This is a genomic window from Ruegeria sp. YKSD163, from assembly GCF_059612905.1.
Genome location: NZ_JBXWRM010000004.1, coordinates 163,379 through 178,702 on the forward strand (window position 1 = coordinate 163,379; position 15,324 = coordinate 178,702).

Annotated in this window: 12 protein-coding genes; 4 read left to right on the forward strand and 8 right to left on the reverse strand. The window is 63.9% G+C overall.

Features of this window, described 5'->3' with window-relative positions; all coding sequences use genetic code 11:
• The first annotated feature begins 120 nt into the window (after nucleotides 1-120).
• The gene (locus tag AC2FNA_RS07665) at nucleotides 121-2,136 is read left to right on the forward strand and encodes a M3 family metallopeptidase (protein WP_496825427.1); all 2,016 of its coding nucleotides are present in this window, start codon (nucleotides 121-123) and stop codon (nucleotides 2,134-2,136) included.
• Between the two features lie 64 nt (nucleotides 2,137-2,200).
• Here the strand turns inward: AC2FNA_RS07665 and AC2FNA_RS07670 are convergent, their stop codons facing one another.
• The 6 genes from AC2FNA_RS07670 to AC2FNA_RS07695 form a co-directional block, all read right to left on the reverse strand.
• Nucleotides 2,201-3,133, reverse strand: coding sequence for a 2-hydroxyacid dehydrogenase (locus tag AC2FNA_RS07670; protein ID WP_496825428.1), 933 nt, complete (start codon nucleotides 3,131-3,133; stop codon nucleotides 2,201-2,203).
• Between the two features lie 19 nt (nucleotides 3,134-3,152).
• Nucleotides 3,153-4,292, reverse strand: coding sequence for a rod shape-determining protein RodA (gene rodA / locus AC2FNA_RS07675; RefSeq protein ID WP_496825429.1), 1,140 nt, complete (start codon nucleotides 4,290-4,292; stop codon nucleotides 3,153-3,155).
• Complete coding sequence (mrdA, locus tag AC2FNA_RS07680) at nucleotides 4,289-6,235, reverse strand: penicillin-binding protein 2 (RefSeq protein ID WP_496825430.1); 1,947 nt, start codon at nucleotides 6,233-6,235, stop codon at nucleotides 4,289-4,291. The genes rodA and mrdA overlap by 4 nt, the downstream gene beginning before the upstream one ends.
• A 1-nt stretch (nucleotide 6,236) precedes the next feature.
• A complete protein-coding gene (locus AC2FNA_RS07685) occupies nucleotides 6,237-6,773 on the reverse strand; it encodes a rod shape-determining protein MreD (protein WP_496825431.1) in 537 nt (178 codons plus the stop codon).
• On the reverse strand, nucleotides 6,766-7,683 hold the full coding sequence (mreC, locus tag AC2FNA_RS07690) for a rod shape-determining protein MreC (RefSeq protein ID WP_496825432.1): 918 nt from the start codon (nucleotides 7,681-7,683) through the stop codon (nucleotides 6,766-6,768). Before mreC ends, AC2FNA_RS07685 begins: the two co-directional genes overlap by 8 nt.
• 79 nt (nucleotides 7,684-7,762) lie before the next feature.
• Nucleotides 7,763-8,809: a rod shape-determining protein gene (locus AC2FNA_RS07695; protein ID WP_011046181.1), complete on the reverse strand. Its 1,047-nt coding sequence runs from the start codon at nucleotides 8,807-8,809 to the stop codon at nucleotides 7,763-7,765.
• A gap of 164 nt (nucleotides 8,810-8,973) precedes the next feature.
• Between AC2FNA_RS07695 and AC2FNA_RS07700 the strand changes: the two genes are divergently transcribed.
• Complete coding sequence (locus AC2FNA_RS07700) at nucleotides 8,974-9,759, forward strand: 23S rRNA (adenine(2030)-N(6))-methyltransferase RlmJ (protein WP_496825433.1); 786 nt, start codon at nucleotides 8,974-8,976, stop codon at nucleotides 9,757-9,759.
• 89 nt (nucleotides 9,760-9,848) lie between these two features.
• Here AC2FNA_RS07700 and AC2FNA_RS07705 read toward each other — a convergent pair whose 3' ends face one another.
• Complete coding sequence (locus AC2FNA_RS07705) at nucleotides 9,849-11,423, reverse strand: 2-isopropylmalate synthase (protein WP_496825434.1); 1,575 nt, start codon at nucleotides 11,421-11,423, stop codon at nucleotides 9,849-9,851.
• 271 nt (nucleotides 11,424-11,694) lie between these two features.
• Here AC2FNA_RS07705 and AC2FNA_RS07710 point away from each other — a divergent pair, with 271 nt between their 5' ends.
• Both AC2FNA_RS07710 and AC2FNA_RS07715 read left to right on the forward strand, forming a co-directional pair.
• Entirely contained in the window at nucleotides 11,695-12,360 is a 666-nt protein-coding gene (locus tag AC2FNA_RS07710) for an SDR family NAD(P)-dependent oxidoreductase (RefSeq protein ID WP_496825435.1), read from the forward strand.
• Nucleotides 12,357-13,883 (forward strand): cryptochrome/photolyase family protein, encoded by a 1,527-nt coding sequence (locus tag AC2FNA_RS07715; protein ID WP_496825436.1) that lies wholly within the window; start codon nucleotides 12,357-12,359, stop codon nucleotides 13,881-13,883. Before AC2FNA_RS07710 ends, AC2FNA_RS07715 begins: the two co-directional genes overlap by 4 nt.
• On the opposite strand, the gene AC2FNA_RS07720 is transcribed toward AC2FNA_RS07715, so the two are convergent.
• Entirely contained in the window at nucleotides 13,880-15,301 is a 1,422-nt protein-coding gene (locus tag AC2FNA_RS07720; RefSeq protein ID WP_496825437.1) for an MORN repeat-containing protein, read from the reverse strand. The genes AC2FNA_RS07715 and AC2FNA_RS07720 overlap by 4 nt on opposite strands.
• Nucleotides 15,302-15,324: the final 23 nt, after the last annotated feature.

Genomic DNA, 15,324 nt, shown 5'->3' on the forward strand with positions numbered 1-15,324 from the left:
GTGTCTCCTCCTTGCGCCAGACCCTGAGGGTGAGGGCGCGCAGATGCAACCCGGTTTCGGCCCGGCACCTCTGGACCATTCCGGCCCGCGCTCCTAGCTTGTCGGACAAAGGAGAGCCGCATGACCAACCCCATCCTTGCCGACTGGCAGACCCCGTTCGACATCGCCCCGTTCGACCGGATCGCGGACAGCGATTTCGCCCCGGCGCTGGAGGCGGCGCTTGCCGAACACAGGGCCGAGATCGCTGCCATCGCCGACAGCCCCGAGGCGCCGACCTTTGCCAATGTGATTGAGACGCTCGAGGCGGCGGGCGGTGCGCTGGACCGGGTGTTGGGCGTGTTCTTTACCGTGGCGGGGGCGGACAGCAATCCGGCGCGCGAAGAATTGCAGCGGGCGTTCTCACCCCAGTTGGCGGCGCATTTCTCCGAGATTTCGGCCAACAAGGCGCTGTTCGCCCGCGTCGCCGCCGTGTGGGAGGCGCGCGAGGATCTGGAACTGACGGACGAACAGCAGCGGGTACTGATGCTGACCCATCGTGGCTTTGTTCGTTCGGGCGCCGCGCTCAGCGGCGAGGCCGAGGCGCGGATGAAAGAGATCAAGGCGCGGCTGGCGGTGCTGGGTACCGAATTCACCCAGAACCTGCTGGCTGACGAGCGCGACTGGTTCATGGACCTGTCCGAGGACGATCTGGAGGGACTGCCCGATTTCGTAACCGCCGCCGCCCGCGCGGCGGGGCAGGAGAAACAGGCCGCAGGGCCGGTGGTGACCCTGTCGCGCTCGCTGATCGTGCCCTTCCTGCAATTCTCGCCGCGCCGCGATCTGCGCGAGCGGGCCTATCGCGCCTGGGCGGCGCGTGGGGCCAATGGCGGCAAGACCGACAACCGCGCCATCGCGACCGAGACCCTGACCCTGCGCCAGGAGCGCGCGGCGCTATTGGGCTATGACAGTTTCGCCGCCTACAAGCTGGAGACCGAGATGGCGCGCAGCCCCGACCGGGTGCGCGATCTCTTGATGCAGGTCTGGGCGCCGGCCCGTGCGCGGGCCGAGGCCGATGCCGAGGTGCTGACGGCGATGATGCAGGAGGACGGGATCAACGGGCCGCTGGAACCCTGGGACTGGCACTATTACGCGGCGCGGCGGCGCAAGGCCGAGCATGATCTGGACGAGGCGGCGCTGAAACCCTACCTGCAACTGGACCGCATGATCGAGGCGTCCTTTGCCTGTGCCAACCGCCTTTTCGGGCTGGAGTTCCGCCCGCTCGACATCGCGCTCTATCACCCCGATTGCCGGGCCTGGGAGGTGACGCGGGGTGGTCGGCATGTAGCCGTCTTCATCGGTGACTATTTCGCGCGCGGCTCGAAACGCTCGGGCGCCTGGTGCTCGGCGATGCGGGCGCAGGCGAAGTTCCCGCGACCCCAGACACCGGTGGTGATCAATGTCTGCAACTTCGCCAAGGGCGATCCGGCGCTGCTGAGCTATGATGATGCGCGCACGCTGTTTCATGAATTCGGTCACGCCCTGCACCAGATGCTGTCGGATGTGACCTATGAAAGCGTGTCGGGCACCTCGGTCGCGCGCGATTTCGTGGAACTGCCCAGCCAGCTTTACGAGCACTGGCTGGAGGTGCCCGAGGTGTTGGCCGAGTTCGCCACCCATGCCGAGACTGGGGAACCGATGCCGGCCGAGATGCTGGAAAAGGTGTTAGGGGCGGCCAATTTCGACCAGGGATTCCAGACGGTGGAATATGTCGCCTCGGCTCTGGTGGATCTGGCGTTTCACGACGGGGCAGCACCGTCTGATCCGATGGCGAAACAGGCCGAGGTGCTGGCGGACCTCGGCATGCCCCATGCCATCGGCATGCGGCATGCCACCCCGCATTTTGCCCATGTCTTTGCCGGCGACGGCTATAGCTCGGGCTATTACAGCTACATGTGGTCCGAAGTGATGGATGCCGACGCCTTTGCCGCGTTCGAGGAGGCGGGCGGGGCGTTTGATCCTGAGCGGGCCGAGGCGCTGGAGCGGCATATCCTGTCGACCGGCGGGTCACGCGAGGCCGAGGACCTCTATCTGGCCTTCCGGGGCCGCCTGCCGGGGGTCGAGGCCCTGCTCAAAGGCCGCGGATTGATCGCGGCCTGAGATTTTTCGACGAAAAATCTCGCCTCCGGCGGGAGTATTTTTGGCGGAATGAAGGGGCGGCGGGTCAGTAGCCGAGGCTGCGGTCGACCAGGTGCAGGAACGGTTCGCTGCTTTCGCCCCGGCGGATGTTCTCGCAGATCACCTGCGCTGCCGTTTCAGGGCGGGTTTCCGAGGCGATATGCGGGGTGACAGTGACGTTGGGATGTGCCCAATAGGGATGATCCCGGGGTAGCGGTTCGATGCGGAATACATCGAGCGTCGCATGGCCCACCCGCCTGCTGTCAAGTGCGGCAAGCAGGGCGTCGTCGTCGATCAGCGGCCCGCGCCCGGGATTGATGATGCGGGCGCCCCGGGGTAGGCGGGACAGCGTTTGGGCATTGAGCGTGTTTTCGGTTGCGGCGGTGCTGGGCAGCAGCAGCACCAGGATTTCGGCGCCCGCCAGCGCTTGGTCCAGCCCCTCCGGCCCATGCAGGCAGGTGATGCCGGGCAGGTCCTTAGGCGATCTGCTCCACCCCGTGACTTGGAAGCCCAGCGCGGTCAAGGCGCGGGCGGCGGCCTCTCCCAGCGCGCCGAGGCCCAGGATGGTCACCTGCCGCTGGCTGGCCAGTGGCGGCACGTCGTGACGCCAGTCGCCTTTCAGACCGTGGATATGGGCATCCATCCCGAGATGGTAGCGTAGCACGTGTCCCACCACCCATTCGGTCATGCCCTGGGTCAGCCCATGATCGACCATCCGCGCCAAAGGCGCCACAAGGGTGGAATTGCCGGCGATGCTCTCTACCCCGGCCCAAAGGCTCAGCACTGCCTTGAGCCGGGTGAACCGGGTGAAATCGTGCAGACCGCCATTGGGCGCGTAGACGACATAGTCTACCTCCTCCGGCGCGAATGCGTTGCGCAGGTCAAAGGTCACTCCCATGTCTGAGAGGTATCCTTCGATCAGCGGTCGATAGATCGGCCAAAGCTCGGGGCGCGCGGAAAAGAGCACATTGACGGGCATGGTAGATCCTTTCAGGGGGTCAGCGGGGGCGGTGGATATGGGCACTGTGCACAAGGCCAAAGGCCACCATCAGCACCAGCATGGCCGAGCCACCATAGCTGACCATCGGCAGCGGCACGCCAACAACCGGGGCCAAGCCCATGACCATCGACATGTTGACAGCAAAAAACAGAAAGAAGTTCACTGCGATCCCCATCGTGACCAGTGACGAGAACCGGTCGCGGGTAGCGAGCGCAGTGACCACGCAAAACGCGATGATCAGCGCATAGAGGGACAACAGAGAGATGCCGCCGATAAAACCGAACTCTTCGGCCAGGGTGGTAAAGATGAAGTCGGTATGCTTTTCGGGCAGGAAGTTCAGCCGCGACTGGGTGCCCTGCATGAAGCCGCGCCCCGACCAGCCGCCCGAACCCAGCGCGATCTTGGACTGGGTGATGTGATAGCCGGCACCCAGCGGATCCGAGGACGGGTCCAGAAAGGTGTCGATGCGGCGGAACTGATAATCCTTGAGCAACTGCCAATCGGTTCCACGGCTTTTGAACACCGCGGTGATCAGTCCTACGCCCGCCGCAATGACGGCGGCGAAATAGGCCCAATGCACCCCGGCCAAGAACATCAGCGCCCCACCCGCCGACAAAAGTAGGATGGCGGTACCGAGGTCGGGCTGTTTCAGCACCAGCGCGGTGGGGACCAGGATGATCAGCACCGGCACCAGCACCCAGAGCGGGCGCGAGGTCTTCTTGCCTGGAAGCCAGTCGTAATAGGCCGCCAGCACCATCACCAGGGTGATCTTGGTCAGCTCCGAGGGTTGCAGCCGCATGAACCCCAGGTCGATCCAGCGCTGGGCGCCCATGCCGACGGCGCCGAACAGCTCGACCATGATCAGCAACACCAGCGATCCGCCATAGGCAACGGCGGCCATGTTGCGCCAGAACCAGATCGGCACCATCGCCACAGCGGTCATCACCACCAGCCCGGCCAGGAACCGCTTGATCTGGGGTTCGGCCCAGGGGCTGAACGAGCCGCCGGCGACGGAATAGAGCATCAGGAACCCGGCCGAGGCCACCGAGATCAACAGCAGTGTCAGGGGCCAGTTCATGTAGAGGATCTTGCGCAGGCCGCTGGGCGTCGATTTGACTGTATACTCAAGATAGCTCATGCGCGGTCCTTGTCCTCGGGCCGCGTCACCGGGCGCAACTCGCGGCGCAACCGCTCTTGCTGTGCCTCAATCCGGCTGCGGTCCTTGGCCGGATAGGCCTCGAGCGGTGGAAAACCGTCATAAAGTGCCTGAAGCAGGATGTCGCGCGCGATAGGCGCCGCGGCTGTGGACCCACCGCCACCATGTTCGACCACCACCGACACCGCGAAACGCGGGTTGTCGAAGGGGGCGAAACAGACAAACAGCGCATGGTCGCGCCGTTCCCAGGGCAGGTCTTCGTTGCGGATCACTCCGGCGGCGCGTTCGGCGGCGGTGATGTTGCGGACCTGGCTGGTGCCGGTCTTGCCCGCCATCCGGTTGTCATCGGCCAGGATGCGGCTGCGATAGGCGGTGCCACGGCGGTTGTTGCTGACCGCGTACATGCCCTTGCGCAGGCGGCGCAGATTGGCCTGGTTCACCGCCATCGGCTCTCCCGCGCCCGAAGGCTGCTCGACCCCGTCGATGGATTTCACCAGCCGGGGCGCTACCTTGCGTCCGGTTGCGATCCGGGCGGTCATCACCGCCAGTTGCAAAGGTGAGGCCAGCATGAAACCCTGACCGATCGAGGCGTTGGCGGTATCGCCGACCAGCCAGTCCTGCCCATGCACCCGTGCCTTCCAATCGCGATTCGGGGCCAGCCCGCGCGCCACTGCAGACATCGGAATGTCATGCCTTACGCCTATGCCGAATTCCTCGGCCATGGCCGAGATCTTGTCGATACCGACCTTGAGTGCCACGTCGTAATAATAGACGTCGCAGCTCTGCTCCAACGACTCTTCCAGGTTCATATGACCGTGGCCACCGCGTTTCCAGCAATGGAAGCGGCGGTTGCTGACCTCAAGGAAGCCGGGGCAATAGACCGTCTCCTCGGGGCTGGTGATCCCTGCCTCGAGCGCCGCCATGGCAGTGATCATCTTGAAGGTCGAGCCGGGCGGATAGGCCCCCTGAACCGACTTGTTCGCCAGCGGGCGAAAGGGGTCTTCGGTCAGGCCGCGGTAGTCGGCCACCGAGATACCGCGCACGAACAGGTTGGGATCAAAACTGGGGGCCGAGGCGATGGCGCGCAGATCACCGGTTTCGCAGTCGATGACCACTGCTGCCGCGCTTTCCTGTCCCAGCCGGGCCTGCACATAGGATTGCAGTGCCGAGTCGACAGTCAGTTGCAGATCGGCGCCGGGTTTGCCCTCGCGCCGGTCCAGCTCGCGCATGACGCGCCCGTTGGCGTTGACCTCGACCCGTTTGGCGCCGGCCTTGCCACGCAAGAGGTCTTCCTGTTTGGCCTCCAGCCCGACCTTGCCGATCTGGAAACGCGGAATGCGCAGCACCGGTTCGGGATCCTGGATCTGGCTCAGGTCGTAATCGCTGACCGGGCCGACATAGCCCACCACATGGGCAAAATCACCGGCCTGCGGATAGACTCGGGTCAGGCCGACCTCGGGCGTGATGCCAGGCAAGGCCGGGGCGTTCACCGCCACTTTCGAGATGTGCTCCCAACTGATCTGATCGGCCAGCGTGACCGGCAGGAATGGCGGCGAGCGGCGCATCTCGGCCAGGGCGCGGTCCAGTTCCTCGGGGTCCAGCGGGATCACCCTCTTCAGGTTTTCGATCACCTCATCCACATCGCCCGCATCCTCGCGCACCATGACGATCCGGTACGAGGGGGTGTTCTGGGCGATGATGGCGCCGTTGCGGTCGAACAGTTCACCCCGTGTTGGCGGGATCAGGCGGATATTGATCCGGTTCTCCTCGGCCAGCAGGCGGAACTGGTCGGCCTGATCGACCTGCATGTAGCGCATGCGCATCGCCAGTCCGCCGACAAAGGCCGCCTGTGCACCGCCAAGCAGTAGGGCGCGGCGGGTCAGGACCCGCTGTACCTTGTCCATATCGCGCGCCGACCGTCTCATCTCAACGGGCTCCCAGTGCTTCGGCATCGGCTGGCGTCAGGCGGCGCACACCGAACACCGCCTGGCTGGACCCGGCCACCAGCGGATAGATCAGGATGGTCAGCAACAGTTGCGAGGCCATCAGGAACAGCGGCGCCTGATCGACCGAAGTGATCGCTAGAACGATCCGGTAGAACAGGGCGATTGCAATCAACACCACGGCCACCGCCAGCCATTCCGCAACAAACCCGGTTTCACCATGTCCGCCGAAGCGGCTGTGCAGAAAGGCAGCACCCGCCACCGTCAACGCTGCCAGCAGGCCAGGAGGGCGTTGCAGCAGCAAATCGGCAAGCAGGATGACGATCGCAATCAGCAGCGGTGGTACGAAATCGGGCCGACGCAGCGCCCAGGCCAGCGTCAGAGCCAGCAGCAGGTCAGGCGCCGCCCAGCCCCTTGGCAGGGTATCGAGCGGCAGCAGGTGAAAGAACAGGATCACCATCGCCAAACCGGCATAGCATAGGCGCATCACCCAGATGCGCGAGGGCGCGAGGCTATCCATCAGCGGCCTCTGCAGGTTGCGCCAGCGCCGAGGTGTCGGGCGCGGCTGGTGCCGTCGGCCCGACCACGCCGCCATGATCGTCGATCTGCTCGGTGCCGTGATGGCGCAGCACGCGCAGGAACTCGAGCCGCTCATAGTCGGCCGAAAGGCGCACGCGCAGGCGCCCGGTCCGGTCTTCGGCCACCTGGCCGATCAAGAGACCCGCGGGAAATACGCCGCCATCGCCCGAGGTGACGACCCGGTCGCCGGGTCGGACCAATTCGCGGTTCTCCAGGAAATCCACCACCGGGGCCGCCGTGTTGTCGCCAGTGATCAGCGCCGTCTGGCCCGAGGGCTGTATGGTGGCGGGTATCGAACTTGCCGCGTCGGTAAGCAGGATGACCCGAGCCGAGGATTGGCCCACGCCCGAGATCCGGCCCACCAGTCCGATCCCGTCCATCGCGGCCCAGCCGTCGACGATCCCGTCGCGGGCGCCTACGTTCAACAGGACAGACTGCCGGAAGGGTGAGCCGCTGTCGGCCATCACAACGCCGGTGATATAGGTCAGGCGCGGATCAAGCCGGACATTGTTGAGATCGAGCAACCGGGCATTCTCCTGTTCCAGCTGCAACGCGGCCTCTTTCCAGGCGCGCATCTGGCGCAGCTCGCTGCGCAGCTCGCGGTTCTGCTCGCTCAGCCGCTGATAGCTCTGGAAATCGCGGATGAGGTTGATGGTGCCGGTGACCGGCACCATGGCCCAGTCCATCGAGGGGATGACCGTGTCGACGACCTGGGCGCGGAAGCGTTCGACGCGCGGGCTGTCGATACGCCAGACCAGAAAGATGCCCAGCAGGCACAGCAGCAGAACCCCGAGCAACAGGCGGCGCAGGGGGCCGGCATAGTCCTCGCGCTGTGAGCGGTCGCGTGCCAAAGAGGTCCTTTCCGCCAATCGTCCGAGCCGCCGGATGGCAGCCGCCTAGACCGCCAGTTACCCCCGGATCCTGCGCGGCTTAGCTGTCGTAGTCAATCGCGTGGCGCAGCTGCTTTTCGTATTCCAGCGCCTTTCCGGTGCCGAGTGCGACGCAGTTCAGGCTTTCATCGGCAATCGAAACCGCTAGACCGGTCTGTTCGCGCAGGGCCAGGTCAAGATCGCCCAGCAACGCACCGCCGCCGGTCAGCATGACGCCGCGGTCGACGATGTCGGCGGCCAGATCGGGCGGCGTGGTTTCCAGCGCGGTCATCACCGCCTCGCAGATCTGCTGCACCGGTTCGGCCAGCGCCTCCGCCACCTGGGCCTGGCTGATCTCGATCTCCTTTGGCACGCCATTGAGCAGGTCGCGACCCCGGATCAGCATCGACTGGCCGCGCCCGTCATCGGGCATGCGCGCGGTGCCGATCGAGGTCTTGATGCGCTCGGCGGTGCTTTCGCCCACCAGCAGGTTCTGCTGGCGGCGCAGATAGCTGATGATCGCCTCGTCCATCCGGTCGCCGCCGACGCGGACCGAGCGGGCATAGACGATGTCACCCAGCGACAGGACAGCCACCTCGGTGGTGCCGCCGCCGATATCGACAACCATGTTGCCGGTCGGGTCGGTGATCGGCATGCCGGCCCCGATGGCGGCGGCGATGGGTTCGGCGATCAGCCCGGCGCGGCGGGCGCCGGCGCTCAGCACCGACTGACGGATCGCGCGCTTTTCCACCGGGGTGGCGCCATGGGGGACGCAGACGATGATCTTGGGTTTCGAGAAGGTCGAGCGTTTGTGCACCTTGCGGATGAAATGCTTGATCATCTCTTCGGCGGTGTCGAAATCGGCGATCACACCTTCGCGCATCGGGCGGATCGCCTCGATGCTGCCCGGGGTCCGGCCCAACATCAGCTTGGCATCCTCGCCCACGGCAAGAACCTTCTTGACCCCGTCCTTGACGTGATAGGCCACCACCGAGGGTTCGGACAGGATGATGCCCCGTCCCTTGACATAGACCAGCGTGTTGGCGGTTCCCAGGTCGATGGCCATGTCCGCTGCGAACAGACCACTCAAATTGTCAAAGAACCCCATTGCGGTTGATCCTGCTCTTCTCGATTGTTGCGATTGCCCGCGACTCGACGGCTCGGGGCCGATTGACTTATAGGGCGCGCAGGCACTGTGGAAAAGGGCCGATTCTGCGCGGGTCAGCACCAATCCGCCGCGCCGAGACATATGACGCGGGGCAGGACAGGCAAATGCTATCTTATCAGCACATTTATCATGCCGGGAACCTGGCCGATGTCCAGAAACATGCGCTGCTGGCGGTGGCGCTTGACTATCTGACGCGCAAGGACAAGCCGCTGAGCTATCTGGAAACGCATGCGGGGCGCGGACTTTATCACCTGGATGCGGCCGAGGCGGTGCGCACGGGCGAGGCGCGGGCCGGAATCGGCCGGGCCGAAGGGGCGGCATGGTTCGATCCGGCCCATCCAATGACGCGGGTGCTGGCAGCTGTGCGGAGGGATCACGGCGCTATGGCCTATCCCGGCTCGCCGCTGGTGGCGGCGCATCTGCTTCGGCCCGGTGATATGATGCACCTGGCCGAGCTGCATCCGCAGGAACATGCGGCGCTGGAACAGGCAGTGGCGGGATTCTCGGCGCGGGTTTATCAGCGAGACGGGTTCGAGATGGCGCAGTCGCTGCTGCCGCCCAATCCTCGACGAGGCATGATGCTGATCGATCCCAGCTACGAGGTGAAGGCCGATTACGACCGAATGCCTTCGGTGATCGGCCAGTTGCACCGCAAATGGAATGTCGGCGTGATCGCGCTCTGGTATCCGATCCTGACCGACGGACGGCACAAGGTGATGCTGGCGGCACTGGAACGTCTGGACCTGCCAAAAGCCCTGCGTCACGAGGTCCGCTTTGCGCCCGCCCGCGAGGGACACCGGATGGTCGGGTCGGGCATGTTCGTGATCAATGCGCCCTTCGGGCTTGCCGACGAGGCGGCGCGCCTTTCGGGCCTGTTCGCCCAGCTCTGAGAGGGGCGCCGTTTTCCGAGCCGGAAAACGGCCCGGAAAACGAAGTTTTCCGTTTCGGAATTCTTGCAGAATTCCGATCTATCAAGGCGTCAGGTCAGGTCCTTGTAGCTGATCTCGCGGGTATCGGCTCCGGGTCCTGCCTTCTCGCGCCGCACGATCAGGCGGTTAAGCGCGTTGACATAGGCCTTGGCGCTGGCCACCACCGTGTCGGTATTGGCGGACTCGCCGGTGGCAATCATCCCGTCCTCTTCCAGCCGAACGCTGACCGTGGCCTGGGCGTCGGTGCCTTCGGTCACCGCATGCACCTGGTAGAGCTGCAGATGTGCCTTGTTGGGATGCAGCTCGCGGATCGCCTTGAAACTGGCATCTACCGGCCCGTCGCCATGTGCGGTGGCGCTGACATCCTTGCCGTCAATCTCCATCTCGACCGTCGCCTCGGCCGGGCCACCGGTGCCGCAGATCACTTTCATCGACACCAACTGCAAATGGTCCTGTTCGGCATTCTCGCCCGAGCGCATCAGCGCGATCACATCGTCGTCGAACACTTCTTTCTTTCGGTCGGCCAGTTCCTTGAACCGCACGAAGATGTCTTTGAGCTGGTTATCACCGACCTCGTAGCCGAGGTGTTCGAGCTTGTCGCGCAACGCTGCGCGCCCCGAATGCTTGCCGAGCGGCAGCGAGGTCCCCGAGAGACCGATATCCTCGGGCCGCATGATCTCGAAGTTCTCGCGGTTCTTCAGCATCCCGTCCTGGTGGATGCCGCTTTCATGGGCAAAGGCGTTCTTGCCCACGATGGCCTTGTTGAACTGCACGTTGAACCCGGAGACGGTCGCCACCCGGCGCGAGATCGCCATGATCTTGGTGGTGTCGATCCCGGTGCGCCAGGGCATGATGTCGTGGCGGGTCTTCATCGCCATCACCACCTCTTCCAGCGCGGTATTGCCGGCGCGTTCGCCCAGACCGTTGATGGTGCATTCGATCTGGCGCGCGCCACCGGCGACGGCGGCGAGGCTATTGGCCGTCGCCATGCCAAGGTCGTTGTGGCAATGGGTGGCAAAGATCACATCGTCGGCACCCGGCACCGTTTCGATCAGCCGCCGGATCAGATCGGCGCTTTCGGCGGGGGCGGTATAGCCCACGGTATCGGGGATGTTGATGGTGGTGGCGCCGGCCTTGATCGCGATCTCGATCACCCGGCAGAGGTAATCCCACTCGGTCCGGGTTGCATCCATCGGCGACCATTGCACGTTGTCGCACAGGTTGCGGGCGTGGCTGACCGTTTCGTGGATCTTATCGGCCATCTCGTCCTGGGTCAGGTTCGGAATGGCGCGGTGCAGCGGCGAGGTACCGATGAAGGTGTGAATGCGATTCTTCTCGGCGTGTTTCACCGCCTCCCAGCAGCGGTCGATATCGGCGAAGTTGGCGCGTGCCAGCCCGCAGATGCGGCTGTTCTGCGCACGTTTGGCAATCTCGCTGACGGCCTTGAAATCGCCCTCGGAGGCGATGGGGAAGCCAGCCTCGATGATGTCCACCCCCATCTCGTCGAGCATCTCGGCGATCTCGAGCTTTTCGTTGTGGGTCATGGTGGCGCCCGGGCTCTGCTCGCCGTCGCGCAAGGTGGTGTCAAAGATCAAGACGCGGTCTTGGTCGGTCGCATGGGTCATGTCGGTAACTTTCGTATCTGTCCTAAGCCAAATGGCGCGCAAGACTCCTCCTCTGAGCGGGCGCGCCGAAAGGGCACGCTCAGAGGCGGATTAGGATCAGTAGGCCACGCAGAACGGCGCCAGGAATGGCGGTGCCGATCAGGGATATGTCTGCGCGGTTGATCATGGGTCAAGGTTATAACGGTGCACGCGGGAATGGGAAGGGCGAAAATGCAGGCCCCGAAGACCGGTCGATATTGAAGTCGGTGTGGTTTCCGCTAGCTGCGGAAACATGGAAAAAGCACTTGTTATCGGCGCGACCGGAGGGATCGGAGCCGCCATTGCGGCAGCACTTGATGCGCGCGGCGTTGCCGTAACCAGGGTGTCACGTTCCACAGATGGGCTGGACCTGACCGATGATCAGGGAACAGCACGGTTGTTGCGGGCGCTCGATCCTCCGTATGATCTGGTAGTAGTGGCGACAGGCGCGCTCGAGATCGACGGAGCCGCGCCTGAAAAGTCTCTGCGCGCGCTGTCGGCTCGGGCGATGGCCGACCAGTTTGCCCTGAACGCGATCGGCCCGGCCCTAGTGCTGCGCGAGGCGGCTCGTCTTTTGCCGAAAGACAAACGTGGCGTGTTCGCGATGCTTTCCGCGCGGGTCGGGTCGATCGGTGACAATCGTCTGGGCGGGTGGGTCAGCTATCGTGCCTCGAAGGCGGCGTTGAACCAGATCGTTCGAACTGCTGCCATCGAGCTGGCGCGCAGCCACAAGCAGGCGGTGTGTGTCGCCTTGCATCCCGGAACGGTGGCTACGGCATTCACCGAAAAATACCTTGTCCGCCACCCTGCGGTGTCGCCGGCCGAGGCGGCATCGAACCTGTTGCGCGTGATTGACGAATTAACCCTGGAACAGAGCGGCGGCTTTTATGATTGGGCTGGGAAAGAGGTTCCCTGGTGACCCGTCTTGTTCTGGTGCTAGGCGATCAATTGAGTAAGGGTCTATCGGCGCTTGCTGCTGCGGATCGTGAGCACGATATCGTTGTGATGTCCGAGGTCTCCTCCGAGACCGGATACGTTCCACATCACCCCAAGAAGATTGCGCTGGTACTTGCGGCAATGCGCAAGTTCGCGGTGCAGCTGCGCGCGGAAGGGTGGCACGTTGCCTATGCACGGCTTGACGACCCGGAGACGGGGGGCTCCATTCCCGCCGAACTGCTGCGCCGTGCCGATGAAACTGGCGCAACCGAGGTTTTAGCTACGACACCCGGCGAGTGGCGGTTGATCGGCCAGCTTCGCGAACTGCCGCTCAAGGTGACGCTTCTCCCCGACACGCGGTTCATCGCGTCCCGGCGCGATTTCGAGGACTGGGCAAATGGGCGCAGCCAGTTGCGCATGGAGTGGTTCTATCGCGACGTGCGCCGCAAGACCGGGTTGTTGATGGAGGGCAATCAGCCTGCTGGTGGCAGTTGGAACTATGATGCCGAAAACCGCAAGCGACCCCCGAGCGGCCACCAGTTTCCGGCCCCGATGCAATTCGCGCCTGATAGCGTCACTGCCGAGGTTCTCGACCTTGTTGCGGCCCGTTTTGATACCAGTTTCGGTACGCTGCGCCCGTTCTGGTTTGCCACCGACCGGGAACAGGCGTTGCAGGCGCTTGACCATTTCATCACCGAGGCGCTGCCTCTTTTTGGTGACTACCAGGATGCGATGCTGACGAGGGAACGGTTTCTGTATCATTCCGTCCTGTCGGTCTATCTCAATCTCGGTCTGCTGGACCCGCTGGAGGTCTGCCGTGCCGCCGAACAGGCCTGGCGCCAGGGCCATGCGCCCTTGAACGCCGTCGAGGGTTTCATTCGACAGATCATCGGTTGGCGCGAATTCGTAAGGGGCATCTATTTTCTCGAGGGAGCTGGATACACGGCATCCAATGCGCTGGGACACCAGCGAGATCTGCCAGCCTTCTACTGGGGCGGCGAGACGCGGATGACCTGTATTCGCGAGGCGGTGTCACAGACGCGGGACGAGGCCTATGCCCATCATATCCAGCGCTTGATGATCACCGGTAACTTCGCCCTTCTGGCGGGTGTTGATCCGCAGCAGGTCCACGAATGGTATCTGGCCGTTTACGCCGATGCTTTCGAGTGGGTCGAGGCCCCGAACACCATTGGCATGAGCCAGTTCGCCGATGGCGGGATCGTGGCGTCCAAACCCTATGTTTCGAGCGGTGCCTACATCAATCGGATGTCGGACCACTGCAAGACATGCGCCTATGACGTCAAGGCCAAGACCGGAGACCGAGCATGCCCTTTCAACCTGCTATACTGGAGCTTTCTGGACCGCCATCGGGACCGGTTCGCGGACAATCCTCGCATGGGTAACATGTACCGGACGTGGGAGCGGATGGATCCGGATCAGCGCCGGAAAATCCTGTCGGATGCCCACACCCTGCTGGCCCGGCTTGACGGCGGAGATATCGTCTAGCCGTCAGACGCGGCGGGGGCCGGATCGCCCTTGGTCAGCGCGCCATTGTCCCAGTTGCCCTTTTCTTCCTGGCCGCTGGCATATTTCATGGTGCCTTCGCCCTGACGCTTACCATTGCGGAAATGGCCTTCGTAGACATCGCCATTGGCATAGGTGGCGACGCCGATACCGCTGATCTTGCCCGCCTGCCACTGGCCCTTGTAGCGGAACCCGTCGGCCATTACGATCTCGCCGTCGCCCTCGCGCTGGCCGTTGACATATTGGCCGGTATAGACCGAACCGTCGGGATAAGTGGCCTTGCCCTGTCCGTGGCGGACCCCGTCCTGCCACTCGCCCTCATAGCGATAGCCGTCGGCATAGGTCATGATGCCCTGGCCGTGGTTCTTGGCATTCTTGAAGGTGCCCTTGTAGACGATGCCATTGGCATAGATCGCGGTCCCCGTGCCCTCGATCACGCCGGCGACCCACTCGCCCTCATAGCTTGACCCGTCGGGATAGGTGATCTTGCCCTGTCCATCGGCCAGATCGGCGCGGAAATTGCCCTCGTAGACAGAGCCATCGGGATAGGTGACGCGGCCCTGGCCTTCGATCTGGCCGGCAACCCAGGACCCGGCATAGCTGTAGCCGTCGGTGCCGGTGAAGATGCCCTGACCCTCGCGCCGGTCATCGGTGAAATCACCCTGATAGACATCGCCGTTTGCATAGGTGACCTTGCCCTTGCCTTCGCGCCGCCCGGCGATCAGGTCGCCCTCGTAGACATCTCCATTGGCCTGGGTCAGCGTGCCCTTGCCGTTGATCTGCCCATCGGCCCAGAAGCCCACATAGACGAGTCCGTCGGGCAGGGTCAGCGTGCCCTCGCCATGACGCTGCCCCGCGACGATGCCGCCCTCGTAGACGGCGCCGTCGGGATAGGTGATCTTGCCCAGCCCCTCTTTCTGGCCGTCGACCCAGTCGCCATCATAGACATATCCACCGGGGCTTTGCATCACGCCCTTGCCGTGATGCTTGGCATCGCGGAACCCGCCTTCGTATCGGACACCATTGGCATAGATCGCGACGCCTTGGCCGTTGATAACCCCGTCCGACCATTCGCCCTCATAGGTACCGCCGTCGGAAAAGGTGATCTTGCCCATGCCTTCGGGCTTGCCCTGGGCGAAATCGCCCTCGTAGACCGACCCGTTGGGAAAGCGCGCGACGCCGCGGCCGCGGATTTCTCCATCGACCCATTCGCCGCTGTATTCATAGCCGTTCGGCAGCCGATAGGTGCCGGTGCCATGTTGTAGGCCGCCCCGGAACGTGCCCTCGTAGACGCCGCCGATCTCGTCCTGCGTGGTCAGAACCTGGTCCTGCTGGGCATAGGCCGCTGGGGCCATGGCCAGCATGGCGGCAAATGCGATGCGTCTGCGGTTTCTGGTCATTGATGCCTCTGTCTGCCCTGTCG